At 38.0% G+C, this 25,041-nt stretch carries 25 protein-coding genes; 16 read left to right on the plus strand and 9 right to left on the minus strand.

From position 1 onward, the window contains the following. Nucleotides 1–14: 14 nt before the first annotated feature. On the minus strand, nt 15–887 hold the full coding sequence (locus tag BUC12_RS15305; protein ID WP_062181261.1) for a YicC/YloC family endoribonuclease: 873 nt from the start codon (nt 885–887) through the stop codon (nt 15–17). Nucleotides 888–1,061: 174 nt separating this feature from the next. Here BUC12_RS15305 and BUC12_RS15310 point away from each other — a divergent pair, with 174 nt between their 5' ends. From BUC12_RS15310 to BUC12_RS15325, 4 genes are all read left to right on the plus strand, one after another. Continuing rightward, on the plus strand, nt 1,062–1,559 hold the full coding sequence (locus tag BUC12_RS15310) for a hypothetical protein (protein WP_062181264.1): 498 nt from the start codon (nt 1,062–1,064) through the stop codon (nt 1,557–1,559). A 139-nt stretch (nt 1,560–1,698) separates the two neighbouring features. Then, on the plus strand, nt 1,699–3,135 hold the full coding sequence (aldA, locus tag BUC12_RS15315) for an aldehyde dehydrogenase (protein ID WP_062181267.1): 1,437 nt from the start codon (nt 1,699–1,701) through the stop codon (nt 3,133–3,135). A 378-nt stretch (nt 3,136–3,513) separates the two neighbouring features. Further along, nucleotides 3,514–5,031, plus strand: coding sequence for a hypothetical protein (locus tag BUC12_RS15320; protein ID WP_062181270.1), 1,518 nt, complete (start codon nt 3,514–3,516; stop codon nt 5,029–5,031). A 68-nt stretch (nt 5,032–5,099) separates the two neighbouring features. Beyond that, nucleotides 5,100–6,539 (plus strand): hypothetical protein, encoded by a 1,440-nt coding sequence (locus BUC12_RS15325; RefSeq protein WP_062181273.1) that lies wholly within the window; start codon nt 5,100–5,102, stop codon nt 6,537–6,539. Between the two features lie 78 nt (nt 6,540–6,617). Here BUC12_RS15325 and BUC12_RS15330 read toward each other — a convergent pair whose 3' ends face one another. Beyond that, nucleotides 6,618–7,811 (minus strand): saccharopine dehydrogenase family protein, encoded by a 1,194-nt coding sequence (locus BUC12_RS15330; protein WP_062181276.1) that lies wholly within the window; start codon nt 7,809–7,811, stop codon nt 6,618–6,620. Nucleotides 7,812–8,444: 633 nt separating this feature from the next. On the opposite strand from BUC12_RS15330, the gene atpD reads away from it, so the two are divergent. The 12 genes from atpD (at nt 8,445) to BUC12_RS19895 (ending at nt 17,252) form a co-directional block, all read left to right on the plus strand. Continuing rightward, nucleotides 8,445–9,971: a F0F1 ATP synthase subunit beta gene (atpD, locus tag BUC12_RS15335; protein ID WP_062181278.1), complete on the plus strand. Its 1,527-nt coding sequence runs from the start codon at nt 8,445–8,447 to the stop codon at nt 9,969–9,971. A gap of 29 nt (nt 9,972–10,000) precedes the next feature. Further along, a complete protein-coding gene (atpC, locus tag BUC12_RS15340) occupies nt 10,001–10,249 on the plus strand; it encodes an ATP synthase F1 subunit epsilon (RefSeq protein ID WP_062181281.1) in 249 nt (82 codons plus the stop codon). 3 nt (nt 10,250–10,252) lie between these two features. Then, a complete protein-coding gene (locus BUC12_RS15345; RefSeq protein ID WP_062181284.1) occupies nt 10,253–10,666 on the plus strand; it encodes a 7TM diverse intracellular signaling domain-containing protein in 414 nt (137 codons plus the stop codon). After that, nucleotides 10,659–11,747 carry a F0F1 ATP synthase subunit A gene (gene atpB, locus BUC12_RS15350; protein ID WP_062181287.1) on the plus strand — a complete coding sequence of 363 codons (1,089 nt, stop codon included), beginning with the start codon at nt 10,659–10,661 and terminating at the stop codon, nt 11,745–11,747. The genes BUC12_RS15345 and atpB overlap by 8 nt, the downstream gene beginning before the upstream one ends. A gap of 66 nt (nt 11,748–11,813) precedes the next feature. After that, nucleotides 11,814–12,509 carry a porin family protein gene (locus BUC12_RS15355; RefSeq protein ID WP_062181292.1) on the plus strand — a complete coding sequence of 232 codons (696 nt, stop codon included), beginning with the start codon at nt 11,814–11,816 and terminating at the stop codon, nt 12,507–12,509. A 45-nt stretch (nt 12,510–12,554) separates the two neighbouring features. After that, nucleotides 12,555–12,809: an ATP synthase F0 subunit C gene (gene atpE / locus BUC12_RS15360; RefSeq protein ID WP_026625601.1), complete on the plus strand. Its 255-nt coding sequence runs from the start codon at nt 12,555–12,557 to the stop codon at nt 12,807–12,809. Nucleotides 12,810–12,826: 17 nt separating this feature from the next. Then, the gene (atpF, locus tag BUC12_RS15365; protein WP_062181294.1) at nt 12,827–13,327 is read left to right on the plus strand and encodes a F0F1 ATP synthase subunit B; all 501 of its coding nucleotides are present in this window, start codon (nt 12,827–12,829) and stop codon (nt 13,325–13,327) included. Nucleotides 13,328–13,332: 5 nt separating this feature from the next. Beyond that, the gene (locus BUC12_RS15370; RefSeq protein WP_062181296.1) at nt 13,333–13,887 is read left to right on the plus strand and encodes a F0F1 ATP synthase subunit delta; all 555 of its coding nucleotides are present in this window, start codon (nt 13,333–13,335) and stop codon (nt 13,885–13,887) included. Between the two features lie 45 nt (nt 13,888–13,932). Beyond that, nucleotides 13,933–15,519: a F0F1 ATP synthase subunit alpha gene (atpA, locus tag BUC12_RS15375; RefSeq protein WP_062181297.1), complete on the plus strand. Its 1,587-nt coding sequence runs from the start codon at nt 13,933–13,935 to the stop codon at nt 15,517–15,519. Nucleotides 15,520–15,526: 7 nt separating this feature from the next. Further along, nucleotides 15,527–16,429: a F0F1 ATP synthase subunit gamma gene (locus tag BUC12_RS15380; RefSeq protein WP_062181300.1), complete on the plus strand. Its 903-nt coding sequence runs from the start codon at nt 15,527–15,529 to the stop codon at nt 16,427–16,429. 280 nt (nt 16,430–16,709) lie between these two features. Then, the gene (locus BUC12_RS20470) at nt 16,710–17,087 is read left to right on the plus strand and encodes a CPBP family glutamic-type intramembrane protease (RefSeq protein ID WP_369402036.1); all 378 of its coding nucleotides are present in this window, start codon (nt 16,710–16,712) and stop codon (nt 17,085–17,087) included. Between the two features lie 21 nt (nt 17,088–17,108). Beyond that, nucleotides 17,109–17,252 (plus strand): ComC/BlpC family leader-containing pheromone/bacteriocin, encoded by a 144-nt coding sequence (locus BUC12_RS19895; protein ID WP_139262078.1) that lies wholly within the window; start codon nt 17,109–17,111, stop codon nt 17,250–17,252. A gap of 63 nt (nt 17,253–17,315) precedes the next feature. Here the strand turns inward: BUC12_RS19895 and gap are convergent, their stop codons facing one another. The 7 genes from gap to BUC12_RS15420 form a co-directional block, all read right to left on the minus strand. Then, on the minus strand, nt 17,316–18,320 hold the full coding sequence (gene gap / locus BUC12_RS15390; RefSeq protein WP_062181305.1) for a type I glyceraldehyde-3-phosphate dehydrogenase: 1,005 nt from the start codon (nt 18,318–18,320) through the stop codon (nt 17,316–17,318). Between the two features lie 297 nt (nt 18,321–18,617). Next, a complete protein-coding gene (locus BUC12_RS15395; RefSeq protein WP_139262080.1) occupies nt 18,618–19,097 on the minus strand; it encodes a hypothetical protein in 480 nt (159 codons plus the stop codon). Between the two features lie 96 nt (nt 19,098–19,193). Further along, the gene (locus BUC12_RS15400) at nt 19,194–19,484 is read right to left on the minus strand and encodes a hypothetical protein (protein ID WP_062181311.1); all 291 of its coding nucleotides are present in this window, start codon (nt 19,482–19,484) and stop codon (nt 19,194–19,196) included. A 231-nt stretch (nt 19,485–19,715) separates the two neighbouring features. After that, nucleotides 19,716–20,693 carry an endonuclease I family protein gene (locus BUC12_RS15405; RefSeq protein ID WP_062181314.1) on the minus strand — a complete coding sequence of 326 codons (978 nt, stop codon included), beginning with the start codon at nt 20,691–20,693 and terminating at the stop codon, nt 19,716–19,718. 110 nt (nt 20,694–20,803) lie between these two features. Beyond that, a complete protein-coding gene (gene glyA, locus BUC12_RS15410) occupies nt 20,804–22,084 on the minus strand; it encodes a serine hydroxymethyltransferase (RefSeq protein WP_062181317.1) in 1,281 nt (426 codons plus the stop codon). A 190-nt stretch (nt 22,085–22,274) separates the two neighbouring features. Beyond that, nucleotides 22,275–23,339: a chorismate synthase gene (gene aroC / locus BUC12_RS15415; protein ID WP_062181320.1), complete on the minus strand. Its 1,065-nt coding sequence runs from the start codon at nt 23,337–23,339 to the stop codon at nt 22,275–22,277. A gap of 176 nt (nt 23,340–23,515) precedes the next feature. Beyond that, nucleotides 23,516–24,001 (minus strand): hypothetical protein, encoded by a 486-nt coding sequence (locus tag BUC12_RS15420; RefSeq protein ID WP_062181322.1) that lies wholly within the window; start codon nt 23,999–24,001, stop codon nt 23,516–23,518. Nucleotides 24,002–25,041: the final 1,040 nt, after the last annotated feature.

Here is a 25,041-nt window from a genome sequence, read left to right on the forward strand (position 1 = left end):
CTTACTATTTTTACTTACAATACGTTCAACACCTGTTCTTTGATCTGCTCCAATTCGTCCTTCATCTGCACCACTATCTGCTGCATCTGGGCATGATTAGACTTCGATCCCATCGTATTTATTTCGCGGCCAATCTCCTGAGAGATAAATCCAAGTTTTTTTCCTTGCCCGTTTCCACTATCTATTGTTTCGAGAAAATACTTAAGATGGTTTGTCAAACGGCTTTTTTCTTCGTTGATATCCAGCTTTTCAATATAAAAAATCATTTCCTGCTCGAAGCGATTTTTATCATAATCGAATTTCTCTATTTTTTCGAGGGCTTCTATAATACGGCTTTTTACTTTTTCGACCCTTTCCGACTCGTAAGGTTCTATTTCCGTTTGCAGCCTCTTAATATTTTCTATTTTCTGGGTAAACAACTTTTGAAGCATTGCTCCTTCCTGTTTTCTGAATTCGATCAGTTTATCTAAAGCCTCATTTATAGTAGCCTGTAACTGGTTCCACTCTTCTTCGTCAGCCTCCTGAGCCTCGTATTTCAAAACATCCGGCAAACGTAGTAATACCTGAAACCAATCTGCCGGCACACTTATTCCTAATTTCTCAGAAGATTCCTTTATCTGGGAATAGTATGCTTCCAATATATTCTGATTGATCTGGGAAGTGGTCTCTTTTCCTGTATTTTCAACATAAATGGCGAAATCGACTTTTCCTCGTTCTAAGCGCCTGCCGATCAATCCCCTTATATTTAATTCATGTTCCTTATAAACACTGGGAATTCGGGCAGAAAGATCTAACTGCTTACTATTTAAGGACTTAACTTCTATCGTTATTTTTTTAGTCGGTAACTCTAATGTAGCTTTACCAAACCCTGTCATTGATTGTATCATAATTAATTTTTCATTTTTACAAAAGTACACTTTTTTAGACGAATTTATAAAAATCAGAATACAATACTAAAATACAAATTCTTATAATTATAAAAAGAACGCAATATTACACGAAACTATACTTGTGAAATATCAGACTCTTATTTACATTTGCCTTTAAAATACAAAGCAATAATGAAACCTAAATTTTACGCCTTATTCCGTTTCGAAATGCTGATTATCATACTGATATTCATCGCATTTTCGCTTTACTGGATTCAATGGGGAAAACTCCTAAATGTATCAGGATGGAATTTACCCGACCTCTACAGAAAATCAACTAACATTTCGAATACTATTTTATTCTTTTCGAAAAAAGATTCTCCTCATCTGGCTAAATTTATTTATATCGTACCAGTGCTGGCATTTATTTCCGGTCTATTCCTGTACAATAGAAAAAAGCGGACAGCTAATATCTTTCTGATGATAACCTGTTTCTTCGGAATACTTGTTTCATTATATATGTATTACTATTTCTTAAGTTCGAAAATGTTTAAATTGTCTAATGCAGGAACAGGAGTACACCTTTTATTAGTCACTTCCGTAACAGGAATTTTGTACACAATCATGTATTCCTGTAAATCCCGGAAAACCGAAACTCCAACATTAACAGGGGACAAACAGACTTTTTAACTACGCTGATTATTTTTCTTTCCTGATAGCGGCTATTTTCCTTGGTATTTTTTTATATTTTTGAGAAACTCCAAAAAATTTGGACTTTTAAATAATTATCAACCAAATAAAATAATCTTATTAACACGAAAGAAAAGCCATGAAGGAATTAAAAATGTTTATTGACGGCAAATTCACCGAGAATGCGTCGGGAAAGTGGATTGATGTACTAAACCCCTCAACTGAAGAAGTTATTGCTAAAATGCCTGATGGTACAGTTGATGATGCCCGTAAGGCTATCGACGCAGCAGATGCAGCTCAAACTGCATGGGAAAAGCTTCCAGCAGTAGAACGTGCCGGCTACCTGATTAAAATAGCCGAAGGCATTCGTAAAAGAGAAAAAGAAATTTCGGATACAATTGTAAAAGAAGGAGGTAAAACTCAAGGGTTGGCTAAAGTTGAAACACTTTTCACAGCTGATTACCTCGAATATATGGCAGGTTGGGCCCGCCGGTACGAAGGCGAGATCATTCAAAGCGACCGCCCAAATGAAAATATCTTTTTATTCAAGAAACCATTGGGGGTTACAACAGGTATCCTTCCTTGGAACTTCCCATTCTTCCTGATAGCCCGTAAGGCTGCTCCGGCATTGGTTACAGGTAATACGATTGTAGTTAAACCCAGTCAACAAACACCGATCAATGCTTACATCTTCGCTCAGATTGTAGAAGAGGCAGGTTTACCGAAAGGTGTATTTAATCTGGTAAATGGTCGTGGTTCCGTTATCGGTAACGAACTGGCTTCAAACTCTAAAGTTGCGATGGTAAGCCTTACCGGAAGTGTATCTGCCGGTCAACAAACAATGGCTGCTGCTGCACCGAATTTAACCAAGGTTTCGCTCGAACTGGGAGGTAAAGCACCTGCAATCGTTATGTCCGATGCCGATTTGGATCTGGCTGTAAAATGCATCATAGCTTCAAGAGTTATAAATACAGGACAAGTTTGTAATTGTGCCGAGCGTGTGTACGTGCACACATCCATAAAAGACAAGTTTATGGATAAGCTTGTAGCAGGAATGAAAGCGGTAAAAGTTGGTGACCCAAATCAGGTAGAAGATCTGGATATGGGACCTCTTGTAGAAGCTAATGCGTTGAAATCGGTACAAGAAAAAGTAGATAAAGCGGTTCAGCAAGGAGCTCGTCTTGTATGTGGAGGAAAGCGTATTGGGACAAAAGGATATTTCTTTGAGCCTACCGTACTCGATAATGTAACGAATAAAATGGATATTATCCAAGAAGAAACTTTCGGTCCTGTACTGCCAATTGTAGAATTCACAAAGATCGAGGATGCAATTGCTATGGCTAACGATTCTGAATTCGGACTGACATCTTCGGTATATACCCAAAATCTGGATACGGCATTCAAACTTATGAGGGCATTGAAGTTCGGCGAAACTTACATCAATCGCGAGAATTTCGAAGCAATGCAAGGCTTCCATGCCGGATGTCGTAAATCGGGTATCGGTGGAGCCGATGGTAAGCATGGCTTGGAAGAATATCTTCAAACACATGTAGTATATCTTGAAACACAAGGATAAATCATAAAATTAATCAAAAAACCTTAACGGGCTAAATGTCTATTTTCTGTAGATATTTAGTCCGTTTTGTCTGAATATGCTAACATACTAAACACCTTATTTGAACATACCTAACAATAAGAGAATCTTCCCACAAAGGGTGTTAACACTACACTTTTTAGAATTATATTTTTGATATATCATTAGAACAACAACTTTTTTTTAACAAATAATCACTCTATATATTTCAAAAATGCATTATAAATTCGACAAAAAAAGAGATTCTTGATTTTTGTTAAAAAAACAACTCGCATTTTCGCACAAGCTTCATTTTTACTAGCTTTACAGTTGGAATATAGCTTAGACTTAGTCTAAATTAAGTCAAAACAACACTTTAATATGGTGGAAATAAGGAACAAAATATCAATAAAGCAATTGTTAATATATTTATTTGTATTAAATATCATTTTTAGTACAAATATCCATGTAATATCAGCCCAGACATACGGAATAGGAGTTGGAATTAACAAACAGGCTCCCAATTTAAATGGAACATTCGATATTGAAAAACACCTCAATAATTCAGGTCAGACCGATATCACAAAACCCAATGGATTATTAACTCCCCGTTTGACCGGAGACCAAATGGAGGCAATGCTTAATAACCTCAGTATAGCCAATCACGGATTGTTAGCATATGCAACACAAATTTCGACAGGAACTTCTCCTACAATAACATCTACCGGTTTTTGGATGTATGACAATGAAATAGCTAATGACTGGCTCCCCCTTGAAATACAGGAACGGGCTAAAATAGTTATCGTACGTGCCTCTGGTGCTGCCGATTACAATTCTTTACAAACAGCGTTCGATACTGAAGCTAAAAAGAAATATATATCTAACCAAAATCAGCCTGTTGAATTCAGATGTGAGGGAAATGTGGGTAGCCTCGTTGCTGATGGTTCAATACCCAATATAAAAATCACCGGTATATCCGGACAATGGGGTGCCACTCTTGGTACCATAAAAATAACCAATAGTATCATTACATTTGACGGTTGGTTAAAGGTGGTCGGCAATATGGACCTGATTGGATCGTACGCCCGATTCTCATCGACAATGGAAAACCATAATATTGCAAGTACTGCAAGCAGCCGGCTTACACTAAAAAAGACCCTTGTTGATATAGAGGCTGACCTGAAGTTTACACAAATGGATCTTTATCAGAGTTTGGTAAATGTAACCGAACCTAATACCACAATTACAATTTTGCCCACAAGTTCACTTTCGGGTGATAATGGAGGTATTAAAATGAGTTACTCAAGTTTCATAGCACAGCCAACAACAACATTATATCTAACCGGTACGTATACGTATGGAAATATCATCTTTTGTGAAGATGCTTCCACTATGTCGATACCCGGTACGATCAGAACTGATGCTCCCTGTACCGGCGCTATTATATTAGCCAGACAGGCTTCTAACCTGTCTGTAGGGAACATCATCCAAGAAGGGACTAACTATCCCCGCTATGTATTATATGCACTTACCAGTGCACAGATACACCATACAGGATACATACAGGCCTCGGTAGGCAGAACTTCCGATGGCCTTGAACCCATGGGATTCAATTCTGTTATAGGAAGCCAGATATTCCTTAGAGGAACCGGGCCTTCGGTGATAACTAACGCAAATAGCACGCCGACCAGCAACGGAGCAAATGCCGCAGGTGGAGATATCAAAGTATCATCAGACAGTTCCATTTATACTTTCGATAATTTCGATTACACCATGAAGTCCCTTATGGGAGGGCAATTGTTTACCCAGAGTAAACTCATACAAGGCGCTTCAACCAGCAATCATTCAAATATTCCGCAGGGAAACCTTTACTCGTCAAATGGCTGTGCTGTATTTTAATAATTGAACGATAGATAGATAATTAAACAAAAACGAGTCTAACAAGAATGCATTTACGCCAAAATAGGATGAAAAAAATAATATTAATAATTCTAATATTTGTCGGATTGAATACGGCACTGGTATTCTCCCAAGTTGGAGTAAATACAGAAGATCCGCAGGCAACTTTAGACATTACCAGTGCTACAACCGGCACATCGCCGGAAGGGCTATTGGTTCCGAGGCTGACAGGTAATGAAATAGAAGCAATGACTACCTCGGCATCGATAGGAAGTGTACACAATGGATTACTTGTTTTTGCAACCCAGGCATCTAATGCTGTAAATCCGGTAATTGTTTCAACAGGATTCTGGTATTACGATGCATTAGACTCTACCTGGAAAATATTGGAAAGAGAAGAAAGAAGATCTTCTGTTGTAATAGATCCTACAGGAGCAGGCGACTACAGGTCTTTGCAAGCTGCTTACGATGAAGAAGCTAAAAAGAAATACATTCCGACAGTAAATAATGCTCCGGTCGAATTTATCTGCCAAAACGGCTCTGCCGGAGATCTATATGTCGACGGGTCTATTCCATACATAAAAGTAAAAGGCAGCACAACATCTCCTGCAACTATTGGTGACATAGAAGTATATAATTGCAACATCACATTCGAAGGAAATATAACAGCTAATAATATAACATGCATCAATTCTTATGTACTTTTTCCGATAACTGTACTTACAGCGTTTAAGGCCAAAGACGTAATGCTGAACAAATGTTTGTTTGATATCAATGTCATTACTTATCCGATTGAAGTCTCGAGGCTGTTACTAGACCAGTCATCCGGAACCGCCGGTACAGGAGCCGTAGTCATAACTTTCACTCCTGATACAGATGTTGATTATGGTTTATACATGAACTATTCGAGCCTAAAAGTCGGTACTAATATCAATCTGAATTTTAACGGGACAAATACATATAATGATTATATATACCTGGACAACGCTTCGCTGATAAATATGCAAGGGTATATAAATGCCAATGCACCTCTTACCAATGCTGTTGTTTATGCGAATCAGGGATCGAAAGGTACGTTTGGCTCTATAAAAGGAACAGCTATACCTAAGCACGTATTCTATGCATCGAACGGAGGTAAAATAGATCACTTCAGATACAATATAGTGATGACGACCAAAAACAGTCCTTTTTATGCAACTGAAGGTGGAGATATCTACCTAGGTGCAGGAGGTACTACGACTACTGCATCAACATTAACTAAAGATCCATCCTCGACGGATGTCGTAAATGCCTTATATGCCGTCGGAGGAAATGTAAGAGTCATCACCGATGCCAGCGCTACTTATACTGTTACCAATTACGATTATGCGTTGATGGCCGAAGACGGCGGACGGGTAGCCACTCTAGGTAAGGTAACTCTAGGTGGTAGTACTGTGATATGCCCGCCATCCATGACACCCGGAACTATTAATATGAGTAATGGCTCCGTTATTTATAACCTTCCCTGACAGAAACTACTTTATACATATAAATAAAAAAGCCCTGAGTACTCAGGGCTTTTTCTGTACAATATAAGTTTTGTTCTTTTACATTTCCAGATCAACATTGAACAACTCATGCCAGGGAAGTCCCTGCTTATTCAGTTCTTCCATAAAAGGATCGGGATTGAATTCTTCTACATTAAAAACTCCCGGTTTACGCCAAAGCCCTTTCATAAACATCATAGCACCAATGGTAGCCGGCACACCTGTTGTATAACTAACACCTTGTGCTCCGGTTTCTTTATATGCTGCCTCGTGCGAACAGTTGTTGTACACGTAATAGGTTTGCACCTTTCCATCCTTAATACCCTTAATACGGCAACCGATAGAAGTTTCCCCGGTATAGTTCTCACCCAATTCTCCCGGATCAGGCAATACGGCTTTCAAAAACTGTATAGGAACAATCTCTACACCATTATATATAATAGGATCAATACGGGCCATGCCGATATTCTGAATCACCCGTAAGTGTGTCAAATACTCCTGACCGAATGTCATCCAGAAACGGGCACGCTTCAATGTCGGAAAATTCTTCACAAGAGACTCCAGTTCTTCGTGATAAATCACATAAGACTCTTTTGCTCCGATATTAGGATAATTCAACGGCTTATGTATTTCATGAGGTTCTGTTTCCACCCACTTACCATCTTGCCAATATTTTCCTTTTTGAGTTACCTCACGTATATTAATTTCCGGATTAAAGTTTGTTGCGAAAGCTTTTCCGTGGTCTCCTGCATTACAGTCCACAATATCCAGTTCATGTATTTCGTCAAAATGATGTTTTGCAGCATAAGCTGTGAATACACTGGTTACCCCGGGGTCAAAACCACACCCTAAGATAGCGGTCAAACCAGCGGCCTTAAACTTATCCTGATAAGCCCATTGCCAGCTGTATTCGTATTTAGCCTCGTCTTTAGGCTCATAATTAGCTGTATCCAAATAATTTACTCCGGCAATTAAACAAGCATCCATTATCGTAAGATCCTGATAAGGCAAAGCCACATTGATTACCAAATCGGGTTGAAACGATTTAAACAACTGTACCAGATCATCTACATTATCAGCATCAACTTTCGCTGTTTTAATCTTATTTACTCCGATTTTTTCGGCGATAGCATCACATTTCGACTTAGTACGGCTTGCTAACATTATTTCGTCGAAAACATTCGAATTCTGTGCAACTTTATGTGCTACAACTGTTCCGACTCCGCCGGCACCTATTATTAAAACTTTTCCCATTATAATAATTATTTGTTTTGTTTCCAATCTACGTATATTGCCTCCGCAATATTTTAATACAAAAATAGTATATTCGGGAGAATTATCGACATATACCCGATATTCTTCCCCAAAGCCCGAATGATATCGTTACCGGAAAATCTCATAAATATATATTTTTTTCATTTTTCTGTCGAAATAACACCCTGTGTGCGAAAACAGTCATAACAATCTCAAACAGAATAAGATCGGCAATTACATCTATTTCGCATAAAAAGAAATGTTTGTTAATTAATATTTAAAAAATAGTAAGTACACTTATTTTTCTTGATAAATTAAATTTTGAAAATGAAATATTCTTTACATTTGCTTACACAATCAGAGAGTATTTTATATTGTTGCCCGCAGACATTTAATAATGCGTATTTATATAGCGATAAAGTATTTTTACTTATTGAACCATATTTCCAATCTGATTGTTTAATGCTTGTTAACTAAAACAACATTCCTTAAAGAAGGAGATATATAGTTATTAAGCCTATAACTAAATCTTAAATAGACATTTTACTGCGAACATCGAATCTCCGGTATAACGGTATTATCCGGAATATCCCTGCACAGTAATTAAATAGAGAAAAATAAAATTATATAATTATGTCACAATTAACAGGTCGTATATCTCAGGTAATTGGTCCGGTAGTGGACGTTTATTTTGAGAATCTGGATGGTTCTTCTTCTAATCTACCTAAGATATATGAAGCATTACACATTAAAAGACTGGATGGAAGGGTTTTAATTGTAGAAGTACAACAACATATCGGAGAAAACACAGTTCGTGCTGTTGCGATGGACAGTACCGACGGGCTGAAAAGAAATCTCGAAGTAATAGCCACAGGTGCCCCTATTACCGTTCCGACAGGAAATCAGGTAAAAGGACGCTTACTTAACGTAGTGGGCGAATCTATTGACGGCATGAACCAGCTAGATAATAGTAATGGACTACCGATCCATAGAGACCCTCCTAAATTCGAAGACCTGCTTACTTCACGCGATGTACTCTTTACCGGAATCAAAGTAATCGATTTGCTTGCCCCTTATGCTAAAGGAGGTAAAGTCGGCTTATTCGGTGGTGCCGGTGTAGGTAAAACGGTACTTATTATGGAGTTGATCAATAACATTGCGAAAAAACATAATGGATATTCGGTATTTGCCGGTGTAGGTGAACGTACCCGCGAAGGTAATGACCTGCTTCGTGAAATGATTGAATCGAATGTAGTGCGCTATGGTGACGAGTTTAAGAAAAGTATGGAAGAAGGTCATTGGGATCTCTCCAAAGTAGATGAAAAAGAACTAGAAAACTCACAGATATCTCTGGTCTTCGGACAGATGAACGAACCTCCGGGAGCACGTCAGTCTGTTGCCCTATCGGGACTTACTGTTGCTGAATCGTTCCGCGATAAGCACGAAGAAGGTGGACCAAAGGATATTCTGTTCTTTATCGATAATATTTTCCGTTTTACTCAAGCAGGATCTGAAGTATCTGCACTACTCGGGCGTATGCCTTCGGCTGTAGGATACCAACCTACACTTGCTACCGAGATGGGTGCTATGCAAGAGCGTATCACTTCGACAAAAGACGGTTCTATCACATCGGTTCAGGCTGTATATGTACCTGCCGATGACTTGACCGACCCTGCTCCTGCAACAACGTTCTCTCACTTGGATGCAACGACCGTACTTAGTCGTAAAATTACTGAGCTGGGTATCTATCCGGCTGTAGACCCATTGGATTCCACATCACGAAGTCTGGATCCGAATGTAGTTGGCCAGGAACATTATGATATTGCCCAACGTGTAAAACAAATTCTACAGAGAAATAAAGAATTACAAGATATTATTTCGATTCTGGGTATGGAAGAACTTTCGGACGAAGACCGTCTGACAGTGAACCGTGCAAGACGTATACAACGTTTCTTGTCACAACCTTTCAACGTAGCAACTCAATTTACCGGAGTACCGGGGGTTATCGTTGATATCAAAGATACAATCAAAGGATTCAAAATGATTCTTGATGGTGAAGTAGATTATCTTCCGGAACAAGCCTTCTTGAATGTAGGTACAATCGAAGATGCTATCGAAAAAGGAAAGAAACTTCAGGAGCAAGTATCCAGAGGCAAATAATTATCTTGAAAAGAGAGGTAGGATAACAAATGAAAGAATTACAATTAAAAATAGTTTCGCCTGAGAAGATTATTTTTGAAGGAGGAGTACAGTTTGTAAAACTTCCTGGAACAGAAGGTGAATTCAGTCTCTTACCTAATCACGCCCCACTTATTTCGGCTTTAGCTAAAGGCGAAGTTGTTTACGAAATACAAAGAGGAGGCGAAGCTGTAAAAGTACCTATCGGGGGAGGCTTTATTGAAGTAAATAAAAATATTGTAACTGTTTGTGCCGAATGATTTATGGATATATTCAAAACCAAATTAATCGCATATACAATTGCTTTCGGTCTTTTAATTAGTGGATGTATCGGTGTCGGGTTATATTATTTTTTCCCTACTCTTATCAATTGGGATTGGTATGTGGGAATAGCCCTTTTCTTTCTGATATTTGAAGTTGGGATCATGCTCTTTGTGAACAATGCCAGCGAGAAAAAAGACAAAAAGCAGATGGTTAATATATATATGTTGACTAAGGTGGTAAAAATATTAGCAGCACTTGTCGTGATAGGTATTTTTGCCTTTTATGATAAAGAGAATTTAAAAGGATTTGTCGCTGTTTTTATATTATTATATCTATTATATCTGGTTGCCGAAACATCTCTCTTCGTTAAGATAGAGAAGCATATCAAAGAAAAAAAAAGTAAAGATGAATAGTCGGTTAAAATACATATTGGCATTTATATGCATATTCGTACTAGGCGTTGCACCAACATTCGCATCTTCGACAGAAAGTTCAGAAGATGTCAATGTAAAGGAGCTGATCCTCGATCACGTTGCAGATGCATACGAAGGGCATATTAATATACTCGGGCTAAATGCCACAATTCCGCTTCCGATAATAGTAAAGGGCGAAAATAGTGGATGGCAAATATTCATGTCTTCTAACTTTCATCATGGAACAGCCGAACACAATGGCTTTTACATAGCATCTTCCGGAGATTATAGAGGAAAGATTGTTGAGAAGAATCAAGCAGGAGAAGAAGTTCGCCCTTGGGATTTTTCAATTACAAAAAATACTTTAGGATTACTTTTGAGTAGTGTGCTCCTTATTGTTATAATCCTATCGATGGCCAGTTGGTATAAAAAACATTCGAAAGAGGATGATCCCAAAGTTCCCAAAGGCTTCTTCGGTTTTATGGAACTCTTTATAATGAATGTCAACGATGATATTATCAAACCTTGTGTTGGAAAGAATTATAAGAAATTCGCACCTTATTTGCTGACTGCCTTTTTCTTTATATTCATCAACAATATTATGGGTTTGATTCCGATATTTCCTTTCGGAGCAAATGTCACAGGTAATATTGCAGTTACATTAGTCTTGGCATTGTTTACTATGGTTATAGTAAATGTATTCGGCACAAAGGAATATTGGAAAGAAATCTTTTGGCCGGAAGTTCCAACCTGGTTAAAAGTACCAATTCCCATTATGCCGGCTATTGAAGTAGTAGGTATACTTACCAAGCCGTTTGCGTTGATGATTCGTCTTTTTGCCAATATACTTGCAGGACACTCTATAGTATTGGGACTGGTATGTCTTATCTTTGTTACAGTACAATTGGGGACTGCTATTAATACATCTATGACTATTGTATCGGTAGTACTGACAATATTTATCGATCTTGTAGAAATACTAGTGGCATATATTCAGGCTTATGTATTTACTATGTTATCGGCTGTATTTATAGGATTGGCACAAGTGGAACCGCATCATAGCCATGCAGAAAAGCATTAATATTAATTCCAGAATTGACTTGTTTATTGGATGGTAAACTGTAAGCTATTTGGTATATATAATAACATGAAGAAATTGAAAATTTCATTATTGACTTTTATATTGATGTGTTTTGTTACAAATATGTCAGCTCAGACCAATAATTTTCAATTTGGGGTAAAGGCCGGTTTAAATCTGTCAAACGCCTCAGTCAACGATGCTAGTGAAAGCAATGCCAGATTAGGATTTCATGCCGGAGTTACAGTAGACTATACTCTTCCAATGAATTTTATGATTCAATCAGGACTCCTTTTCTCAGTAAAAGGTTCTAAACAAGAAAAACTGAATGGAAGCGACTGGATTCCAAACAGCCCTGATATGACTCATACATTTAGCCAATTGTATCTGGAAGTTCCATTATATGGAGCATACAGGTTGGTGACAGCTTCCGATCTGAGCCTTGTCTTCGGAGCAGGCCCTTATCTCGGATATGGAATAGGCGGAAAGACTAAACAGAAGTTTAATAATAGTACTGATAATACCGAATATAAATGGGATACATTTGGTGACGGTGTTTATGACAATAGTCGTGATCATCTCAAAGGTGAAACCTTAAACCGGTTCGATTTTGGCGCAGGTGTAAAACTAGCCCTTGAGTATCGTAGATATACCTTTGATGTAGGCGTTACCTCAAGTATTATTAATATAGCAAACCACGATAATTATAAAGATATGAGATATCGGAATCTCAATGCAAGTTTTTCATTGGGTTATAAATTTTAATATTAACTTAAGAAACAAAATAAATAACTAATAAAAAATAAGATTATGTTACTATCAACTATTTTACAAGCAGCAGCTGAAGCTGGTGCAGGATTGGGAACTCTTGGTGCAGGTTTAGGAGCAGGTTTAGCTGCTATCGGTGCTGGTATCGGTATCGGTAAGATTGGTGGTTCTGCAATGGAAGGTATCGCTCGTCAACCTGAAGCAAGTGGAGATATCCGTATGTCTATGATTATCGCAGCGGCTCTTGTCGAAGGGGTAGCTTTATTTGCGGTAGTAGTTTGCGGGTTTATCCTTTAAAAAATTAAAATCAATAAATTATGCTTTTACAACCTGAAGCCGGTCTTTTATTTTGGATGCTTCTGTCATTCGGTATCGTGTTCTTCGTATTGGCGAAGTTCGGATTTCCGGTGATAACAAAGATGGTCGAAAACCGCAATGCGTATATCGAGAAATCTTTGGATGCAGCCAAAGAAGCCAATAGCCAATTGGCTCACATAAAAGAAGAGAGCGAAGCCATATTGGCCACAGCCCGTGATGAGCAGGTGAAAATCTTAAAAGATGCTGAAAGCACCAGAAACCGTATAATTAGCGAAGCCAAAGAACAAGCTCGCGCGGAAGGTCAGAAAGAACTGGACGAACTTAGAAAACAAATTCAACGCGAAAAAGAAGATGCAATCAAAGACATACGCCGTCAGGTTGCTCTGCTTTCGGTTGATATTGCCGAAAAAGTAATCCGTAACAACCTGAGCGACGAAAAAGAACAAATGGCTATGATAGATAGGCTGATTGACGAAACTATGGTATCTAAATCTTAACGAATATGAATTCAGGAATGGTGTCTAAGCGTTATGCACGTGCTCTGTTTAACTATGCTTTAAAGAATAAAGTAGAGGATGTGATTTATGCCGAAATGAAAAAGCTTTCGGAAAGCTTTTCCATTCAACGCAATTTCAGGGCAACACTAGATAATCCTATACTGAGTAAAAAAGACAAATTTGAGTTGATCAAAGCGGCCGGCGGCGGTTCGGTCAGTCAGGAATATATCCGGTTTATAGAATTAGTATTGCATCAGAAGAGAGAAAAACATCTGCAAACAATCAGTCTGGGATATTTAGACTTATATAGGAATTATAAAAACATAAGTATCGGTAAACTGGTAACAGCTTGTCCTGTGGATAAAGCAACTGTCGAAAAGATCAAACAGTTGGTTCTTCTAAAGAAGACCGGAACTGTAGACTTCGAAACAAAAGTTGACCCCAGTATTCAAGGCGGCTTTGTTTTATACATTGATACTTATCGTTTAGACGCAAGTGTTGCTTCGCAACTGAGACGTATAAAGGATCAGTTATTGAGCAAAAATAAAAAAGTAGCATAGTTTCCTTTTTTATCAGGGAAACGCCTTATTAATAGAAGGAATAGTATGTCTGAAAATATAAAAGCGAGCGAAGTTTCTGACGTGTTACAGATGCAATTGAGCGGCATTGATAGCCGTGTTCAATTCGACGAAGTAGGAGTTGTGCTTTCAGTAGGTGATGGCGTGGCTCGTATTTATGGTCTGAACAATGCAGAAGCAAATGAATTATTAGAGTTCGATAATGGAGTGAGAGCCGTTGTGATGAACTTGGAAGAAGACAACGTAGGTGCTGTACTTCTTGGATCGAGCAGTCTCGTGAAAGAAGGTTATAATGTAAAACGTACCGGTAAAATCGCTTCAATAAATGTTGGAGAAGGATTATTAGGACGGGTTATCACCCCGTTAGGAGAACCTATTGATGGAAAAGGTGATATTTCCGGCGAATTACTGGAAATGCCTTTGGAGAGAAAGGCTCCCGGTGTTATATACCGTCAACCCGTAACTCAGCCATTACAAACAGGACTTAAAGCAATTGATGCTATGATTCCTATCGGTAGAGGGCAACGTGAGTTGATTATCGGTGACCGCCAAACAGGAAAAACAGCTATTGCTATTGATACTATTATCAGTCAGCGGGCTAACTATCTGGCAGGAGACCCCGTATATTGTATTTATGTGGCAATCGGCCAAAAAGCTTCTTCGGTAGCTAATATTGTAGATACTTTAAAAGAAAAAGGAGCTTTAGATTATACTATTATAGTATCGGCAACAGCTGCCGAACCTGCAGCTCTTCAATATTTTGGGGCATTTGCCGGTGCTGCAATCGGTGAATATTTCCGCGATACAGGCCGTCATGCGCTTGTTGTATACGATGACTTGTCTAAACAGGCTGTCGCATATCGTGAAGTGTCTTTGCTGTTGAAACGTCCTCCGGGCCGTGAAGCATATCCGGGAGATATTTTCTATCTGCATTCGCGCTTATTAGAGCGTGCAGCTAAAATTATCAGCCAACAAGAAATTGCCGAGCAAATGAACGATTTACCTGAAAGTTTGAAAGGTAAAGTAAAGGGAGGCGGTTCGCTTACCGCTTTACCAATTATCGAAACTCAGGCTGGGGACGTATCTGCATACATCCCAACAAACGTTATCTCAATTACAGACGGACAGATATTCCTTGATATTGACTTGTTCAACTCTGGATCGCGTCCGGCTATTGATGTTGGTATTTCTGTATCCCGTGTAGGAGGTAGTGCCCAAACAAAAGCGATGAAAAAAGTGGCCGGTACTCTAAAAATAGACCAGGCACAATTCCGCGAATTGGAAGCATTTACCAAATTCGGTGGTGATATGGATCCTGTTACTGCTCTTACAATCGACAAAGGACAAAAGAATGCTGAGCTGTTGGTTCAACCTCAATATTCTCCGGTACCTGTCGAAAAACAGATTGCTGTATTGTACTGTGGAACAAACGGGCTCCTGAAAAATGTACCTATCGACAAAGTGCATGAGTTTGAATCAGATTTCTTACAGATACTGGAAACACAGTATCGCGAGTCAGTATTGGACCAATTGCAAAAAGGGATTATTAATGATGATGTAACTGATATTATCCGGAAAGTTGCTGACGAAATTTCCGGTAGATATAAAAAATAATTGAGATATGGCATCTTTGAAAGAAGTTAAAGACAGGATAGATTCGGTTAAAAGTACGAAGAAAATTACTTCGGCTATGAAGATGATCGCATCTGCAAAGGTGCGTAAGTCTCAGCAGGCCATCGCAGCCTTTCTTCCCTACTCTATCAAGTTAAATGAGATTCTGACAAATCTATTAGCTTCTGACAGTAGTTTTGATTCTCCATATGCTCAGGAGAGGGAGAATAAGAAAGTTGCAATCGTGGCTTTCTCATCTAACTCGAGTTTATGTGGAGGGTTTAATGCCAACATACTGAAAGAACTTGCTTCTACTGTGGCAGAATATACTCAAATAGTAGGTAGGCAAAATATTAGTGTATACCCTATTGGTAAAAAAGTATATGATTTTGCTAATAAATCGGGATTTTCTGTGGTACAGGATCTAACCTTTCAGGAGATGGCAGACAAGCCTGCATTTCAACTTACTCTCAATCTATCTAAAGACCTAATTCAGAAATTCCTTTCAGGAGAAATCGACCGGATCATATTAATTTATACACACTTCAAATCGATGGGTGTACAAGAAATTACTAATAAAGTATATTTACCGTTCGACTTGATAGGAGCTCAGGAAAAAGCTTTGGAAGAATCTTCCGATAAAAAATCAACAGCAACTGATTACATATTGGAACCTTCTAAAGAAGTACTGCTTGCGCATCTGATCCCAAAAGTTTTATCATCCAACCTATTTGCAGCATTACTCGATTCGAATGCATCAGAAAATGCAGCCCGGAGTTTAGCTATGCAAATAGCAACTGATAATGCGGAACAATTGGTTACAGACCTGACTATCGAATATAATAAGAGCCGTCAGGCAGCTATCACTAATGAACTTTTGGATATTATTGGAGGAGCATCTGCTTTGAGCTGATAAATGAATATTATTTTTTGATAAATATTGAAACAGGACTAGCTCAAAAACTAGTCCTGTTTTTTTTTCTCATTGAAATAAAAATAGAGCCCACATCTTTTAGAAAGATATGGGTTGTTCATTATATTTATTTTAACACATTCTATTTTCCTTTGTATAGATGGAAACAACACTTACTGTAAAAGCAAAAACTAAGACTACATTAATATATACGGATAGAGAGAAGGTTTTTCTCTACTTCTATTTATTAATGATGCTTAACTTCGGCATATTTTATGTTATGGATTACTTTTTCAAAATCCTTTACCCTTACCAACTACCACCAGAATCATTTTATGAAGAAGTACTTAGAACTGTTATTATCGCACCTATCAAAGAGACTTTTATGTTTCTAACTATACCTCATCTTATAATTAATCGTATAGTGGAAATTAATATTTTTTTGGTTCTCATCTTTGTGGCCACAATATTTAGTCTGGCACATCACACTCAATACGATATTTGCCAATTTTTTTACTTTTTCATTGCGGGCTCTATTATGTGGTATTATTATACAAAAACATATAACAATAGTTCTATATCTTATGCTATAATAGTTTCAATACTTCTACATTCTATGTTTAATTTAACCCTAACAATATTAGGCCTTTTTGAATAACACATTCAAAAAACTACATTTATGAAAACAAACTTCAAACAACTTAAGACAAAAGAAATGAATAAAGTGCAAGGTGGAGCATGTGCAACAAGCAGAGTCGCATTAGGAACCCGTTACGGTAATGCTCGAGGCGATATGAAATTTGAAGCTTTAAAGCATAAATAAAATAAAAAGAGAGCTATTAAATTAATAGCTCTCTTTTCTATCATTAGGATATATATTTTTAAATTATCCGTTTACTTTAGACATGTGAGAAATCAAGTCAAGCATTTTAGTTGAGAATCCCCACTCATTGTCATACCAGCTAACAACTTTTACGAATGTTGGGCTCAATTGGATACCAGCTTTTGCATCGAAGATAGAAGTACGAGCATCACCGATAAAGTCTGAAGAAACTACTGCATCTTCTGTATATCCTAGTACTCCTTTCAATTCGCCTTCTGAAGCTTCTTTCATTGCTTTACAGATATCTTCGTAAGAAGTTTCTTTAGCTAAACGAGCAGTTAAGTCAACTACAGAAACGTCCAAAGTAGGAACACGCATTGACATACCTGTCAATTTACCGTTCAATTCTGGAATAACTTTACCTACAGCTTTAGCAGCACCTGTAGAAGAAGGAATGATATTACCTGCAGCGGCACGTCCACCTCTCCAGTCTTTTGCTGAAGGACCGTCAACTGTTTTTTGAGTAGCAGTTGTAGCGTGTACTGTAGTCATCAAAGCTTCTACGATACCGAATTTATCATTCAATACTTTTGCGATCGGAGCTAAACAGTTAGTTGTACAAGACGCATTAGATACGAATTGCTCACCTTTTTTGTATTCATTGTGGTTTACTCCGCATACAAACATACGAGTATCGTCTTTTGAAGGACCTGACATAACTACGTATTTAGCACCTGCGTCGATGTGACCTTGAGCTTTAGGTTTTTCAAGGAACAAACCAGTAGATTCAACTATATATTCTGCACCGATAGCATCCCATTTCAAATCAGCAGGATTTTTTTCTGCTGTTACACGGATAGCATTACCATTAACAACCAATTTACCATCTTTCACTTCAACAGTTCCGTTGAATTTTCCATGCACTGTATCATACTTAAGCATATAAGCCATGTATTCAACATCGATAAGGTCGTTGATACCTACAACTTGAATATCGCTTCTACCTTGAGCAGCACGAAAAACTAAACGTCCGATACGACCGAAACCGTTAATACCTACTTTAATCATTTTGTTTTATTTTTATTGGTTAAAAAAATTATTTATTATCAAAGTTGATTCAACATCTAAATTTTAAACCTATCAGATTATCATTTTGATAATCATGTGATCTTGTTTTTAGGCTTTACAAAATTACTAAAAAAAAATATCTTTAACGAATAATTGGCAACGTATTTTATATACTTGGAGGCCGACTTTTAGTTGTTTCTTTTGAGTGCAAATGCAGGTATTTCATTCTGTTAACTGCGGTTGGCAAATTCGATAAAAACAATCCTGCATATATGACAATTAGCTATAAATGTATTATCAATTAACTCTTACTACTTCCATAAGCATTACAGAGACATTACCGGGTAGCCCGTTAGAGCCGGCTGTATCTACACCAAATATCATCTTATAGCCGGTATTTATTGAACTTTCGCTAACCAGCGACAAAAATGAAACCTCAAAAGGGGCTATGTGTCCTGTGTCTAATCCCCCGGGAATAATAACCTCTGCAGAATAAACAGTAGCACCGGATGTTACAGAAACAATATTTACCGTAAAATAGCGGGTATCCGCTGGAGGATTATTCCCCATCATATAGTTAAAATCCAATCTAAAAATACTAGCACTCCCTAATACCTGATTGTTCAATAAACAGGCACCACTATCTCCTCCGCTATCATCTGTTATTACATCCGAAGGTTCGCTTGACGGAGGGACCCATACCCCTGTTGCATATGTGGGATTAATAGTTACTCCGGCATTTTGCATCAATAATCCGTATGATTGTCTTCCTTGCAATGTGATATATCCCGACTGATTAATAGCTATCTTAACTCCGGATATAGAACCTCTGGATGAAGAAGTTTGGTCATTAGATGCAACCAGATGTATCCATTATGTACCATCATATGTATATACCCCCTGTGGACGGACCACGCTTTGTCCATTTACAGTTTCGGTAAATCCATCGGGTTCATAGATCATTAAACCTGTTGCTGGATCTTCGATAGTTGTTACGTCTGTTATAGACGTCAAATTTACGCGGGGAGGAAGAAATCCTTTATTCGTAGTATTAATATCCAATGCTGATGACTTATCCGGATTGTCTGTATTTATACCAACAATTTGCGCAGTAAGTAACCTTACTGAGGCGACAAATAATACAACTACTACAATTCTTTTCATCTTTAATTCAAAAATTTATCCTTTACTCTACTTTATTCAAAAGTGGCACTAATTATCCAACATATGCAAATACAGGTATTAATCTAAGAAATTAACACATATTCATTTAAGCTAACACTCACCACTTTAATAACAATAAAAAGAACAACAAGAATATCATATTTGTTCGTTAAAATTAAAGACAATAACAATTAAAAGACAAAAAAGAGTGACTAACCACTAATATTAGCTTTATTTTACTAAAAAAGACAATATCACATTAACAATTCTATTAAAATACAAGAGAGCCAGATCCTTTATTGTAGGCTGTTTCAGAACCTGTCCCTGATTATCTATTTTAAAAGGCTCCTCCTTCTTCACGCCCCATATATATTCGGCTAAATCGGGCGAATCAATAAACGGATTCCTATTTTCTTGTATCTGATACACAGCATTATTCCGTTCTATTTCTTTTTCACTTACAGGATCATTTCGATGCCATTTTAATAACATTTCCAATGCCCATGGCTGAAATCCGGGATAAGGTCCCTGGCTAAGCATTGTTTTTAATCCATCCGTACGCCAGTCATAACTATAATCCTCGTAACAAGTTACCATATAGAAATAAACCCGGGCAAAATCGCCTTTATATTCGTCTGCCGGTTCAAACACCTGTCCACGATAACCCAAGGGATAAGTATTCGTCCCTACTTTAGAAACACCATTATCAAATCTAGCTATCCCGACTTCACCTAAAGGCAGATTACTTTTAGCCTGATTTGCATTATAATCGGAAGGAAACAAATTAAACAAATCGCCATTAGCATCGTATGACGAATAACTGGCGCTTTTTCCCCACCAACTGCGCGGCATACAATGCTCGCGGCTTTGTTTCGACCCGTCTACATACTTATTGTGCTTTTCGGAAGAATACATATCCCAGTAATAACCATCGGGATGCCAATCGGTCTTTATGAAATAATTGTCCCACCAATAACGGGCGGTTGTATTCTGATCAAAATTCAGATATTTGTGTTTTCGTATCAGATCATGCATAGCCGTTTTCAGAGCAGGGCCAGTCAAGCCGTCTTGGTTTTTATAATAATCAACCTGAATATCCTTGACAAAATATAAAGTGACAATAGTAACAACTGAGAACAGTAATAAAAATTTCTTTTTAAGACTACCTCCTTTTTTTTTCGACCGTTTTTTCTTCCTCTTTTTTGCCACTCGTATCCAATTCAATTAATTTATAAACTATTTCTTCATAGTATAGATAAAATAAAGAAAGCGCTATGACCAAAGGAGGCCGCAGCGCTTTTACTATTTTTCAGATTGAGTTACCACGCAAATAACGGATACTCTTTCATTATGCTATTTACCTTCTCACGAACGGCTTTTATTGTATTTTCATCTTCGTGATTAGCTAAAACCGTATCAATCATTTCTACGATATCACCCATAAGGTTTTCTTTTACACCACGGGTTGTGATCGCAGGTGTACCAAAGCGTAATCCTGATGTCTGGAAAGGGCTACGGCTATCAAACGGCACCATATTTTTGTTCGTTGTAATATCAGCTTCCACCAAAACCTTTTCAGCTACCTTACCTGTCAATTCTGGAAATTTAGTACGAAGGTCAACTAACATCAGGTGATTATCTGTACCTCCCGATACTATCTTATATCCTTTATCTATAAATGCCTGAGCCATAACTGCCGCATTTTTCTTAACCTGAGCCTGATATACTTTATACGAAGGATCGAGCGCTTCGCCGAAAGACACTGCTTTCGCTGCAATTACATGTTCGAGCGGACCACCTTGTATTCCGGGAAAAACAGCAGAATCCAATAATGCCGACATCATCTTAATTTCGCCCTTTGGTGTAGCTTTACCCCATGGGTTCTCGAAATCCTGCCCCAGAAGGATAGCTCCTCCGCGAGGTCCACGCAAAGTCTTATGAGTTGTAGTAGTTACGATATGAGCATGAGGAAGAGGATTATTCAACTGCCCTCCTGCAATTAGTCCTGCCGTATGTGCCATATCTACCATAAAGATAGCGCCAACCGAATCGGCGATCTGACGGATACGTGCATAATCCCATTCACGGGAATAAGCTGATGCTCCTGCAATAATTACCTTTGGTTTCTCGCTTTTCGCAACTGCTTCCATCTGGTCATAATCAACTGTTTCGGTATCTTCAGTTACATTATATTCTAATGCATGGTATAACAAACCTGATGAATTTACGGGTGAACCATGAGAAAGGTGTCCTCCATGAGAAAGATTCAGACCTAAGAATTTATCTCCTGCATCGAGGCAAGCCAAGAAAACGGCTGCATTAGCCTGAGCTCCCGAATGGGGCTGAACATTTGCCCACACCGCACCGAATAATTCCTTTAAACGGTCTATTGCTAAATTTTCGCTCAGATCGACCACCTCACAACCTCCGTAATAACGTTTGCCGGGATACCCTTCGGCATACTTATTGGTCAGACAAGATCCCATAGCTTCCATCACTTGCTGGCTTACAAAGTTCTCAGACGCGATAAGCTCTATTCCTTTTAATTGACGCTGATATTCTTTCTCGATAATATCAAAAATTGCAGTATCTCTTTTCATACGAAGGTTTTGAAATGTGAATGATTTAGCACACAAATTTAGTACAATATTTTAGTTTCGAATACTATTCCCTGTCATTTTCATGCCTATAAGCAAGAATTAAGTTACAGTAAGTATTTAACGACACATTTTCAGAGTATAACCGGTTATTGTTGTTTTACTAACAAAACCAATAAAAAGGCCTAAGACCTTACCTTGCTTTGTTCAACAAATAATAGTCCAGAATAGTCATAGCAGCCATGGCTTCTACAATAGGAACCGCACGGGGTAATACACAAGCATCATGACGGCCTCTTGCTTTCAGATGCGTATCGTTACCCTCTTTGTCTACCGTCTCCTGTTCCATCAGAACAGTAGCCACCGGCTTAAATGCTACCCGAAAATAAATGTCCTGCCCGTTGGATATACCTCCCTGAATTCCTCCCGAGTGATTGGAATGAGTACCAATGTGTCCGCCTTTATTAAAAAACACATCGTTTACTTCCGACCCTCTATGGTCTACGTCAAATCCGTCGCCATATTCAAAACCTTTCACTGCATTGATACCTAACATAGCACTACCGAGCGCAGCATGGAGTTTTCCGAAAACAGGTTCACCCAATCCTACAGGCGTTCCTTTAATAACGCAGGTAATAACACCTCCGATAGTATCTCCTTTCGATTTTACCTCCTGTATCAGTTCTATCATTCGGTTCGCAACTTCGATATCCGGGCAGCGGACAGGTGTATCTTCTATTTTGGATAGGTCATAGGCCGGATACAGTTTTTCGAGCCTGATATGTCCAACCTGTGATGTATAAGCTGTAATATCAATTCCTAATTGTTTCAATGCCAACTTAGCCAAAGCTCCTCCGACACAACGGGCTATAGTTTCGCGGGCTGATGAGCGCCCTCCTCCCCTATGATCACGGATTCCATATTTTTGCTGGTAAGTATAATCGGCATGCGAAGGACGGAAAAGGTCTTTCATATTGTCGTAATCCGACGAATGCTGATTGGCATTCCAGATAACGAAACCGATGGATGTACCCGTGGTTTTCCCTTCGAATATTCCCGATAAAAACTCAACCTTGTCATCCTCCTTACGGGGGGTGGTTATCTTGGATTGACCCGGACGGCGACGGTTCAGTTCCGACTGGATAAAGTCCATATCGACATCTATCCCGGCAGGACATCCGTCAATAACTCCGCCGATAGCAGCTCCATGTGATTCTCCAAATGATGTGAGCTTAAATATATTGCCAAATGTATTCATAAAATCTTATCAGAAATATTAGGTTTGTTGTACAAATATACACAAAAGTGACATAACTATACTCAAAGGTAACACCGGCTTCCGTTTTTGTCACCCGGTGTCACCTTTATAACAATCTGTAAAACAAGATAATCAACCCTGTAAAGTGACAAAAGTGACACCTAAACACACAAAAATTATTTTCCATTGACTCTCACTTTCAGATATTCGAGATTCTGCCGGGCTTTCTCATCTGTTACCGTTATGCATAAAGGTGCAGTAGCCTGTTCCGGGTTTTCCTGATTATGAAATCCTCTACCCGATGACATAGAATAGGTTATTGCCGATGTTTCGGGGATACAGAATTTTTCTTTTACGACATACTTCTTTACGACCATACTGGTTTCATCTTCGTCCGAAGTTACATAAGTTGTTTTTGTTTCTACCTGTTTATATCCTTCCAGTTTTTTCTGCATCGCCCTCCGTGCTTTTTGTCTCAATTTTTCCTCTCTGTTTTCCAATGCATCATCAATAGCTTCCGCAAAATCAGGCCTTAACGCCTTCCATTCATAGAACATTTTTCTACTGATTCCCACCATCTTACATATATCTACTATTGTAAGAGTATCTTCTTCTATTAAAGGAATGATCCTATCAATCATTGATTTGTTATACTTTTTCATAATATTTTTTTATTAATAGATAAAAGTCCGGATAATTATTTGCGGCTATGCAAAAAGATTATTTCCTTTGTATTGAAAATCAACACTTTTTTAGAACTGGAATGGCTAACACCGTCACATTTGAAAATTTTGATGTGAATCTATTTTTCGATAATACAGATTCTTCTTTATGCGCTTTAAATAATCTAGCGTATATAATCTTATCCAACCATAAATAATTATCATTTTTTTATAACTATTAAAATGGGACGATATAGCAAAACATTAATGAGTAATTACGACACATTTACAATGTATACTTATAACACATACTCTTTACTGAAACCAGCATCCAAAGTATTATTAACGGAGATCCATTATAGTCCGTCCGGCAAGCCGTATCGGGTAGAATCATTGCTGTTTTGTTGTCTGTTTACTACTACATCGAGTAGCAGCTATATATGCCGGACATTTTTGCAACAGGGTGAAGAACCACCCTGTTGCTTCCTTTAAAACTTTTAAAAGAACAACCTCGATATAAAAACTACAATTAAAACTTAAAAAAACAATACAGGCTCGGGTAGGAATAAATACAGACACAACCAATACATCTGATGCACTGGATATAGCCAATACAAAGAGTGGAGATGGTTAAGCCTGCTTTTTATTCCGACAGAGATTTCTTTCCATGCCCGTATCTCTAACACAGATGTGGCTGAGAACATTGGTTATAAACAAATTACAACTACATTTTAACATTTCACAAGAACAAAAAAGAAACTTTTTTATCAGTTCTTTTTTGTTTTATCAAATTTACTCCTATATTTGTAGTCGAAAATGACATACTCAGCGAATAAATCAAAAAATGTTTCAAAGGCATATCTATAATAATCCTATAGAGAATCTAAGATTTAACATTTTAGATTTTGCCGTATGCGCTAAAGTATTAGAGAGAGAGAGAGAGAGAGAGAGAGAGAGAGAGAGAGAGAGACGCATCGGATAAAACAAAATCTACGAATTTACGAACTTTTTCGTTATACCAAAGTAGCGGACCACTTTTT

Source organism: Indolivaga macrotermitis, from assembly GCF_900128985.1.
Taxonomy (GTDB): domain Bacteria; phylum Bacteroidota; class Bacteroidia; order Bacteroidales; family Dysgonomonadaceae; genus Dysgonomonas_A; species Dysgonomonas_A macrotermitis.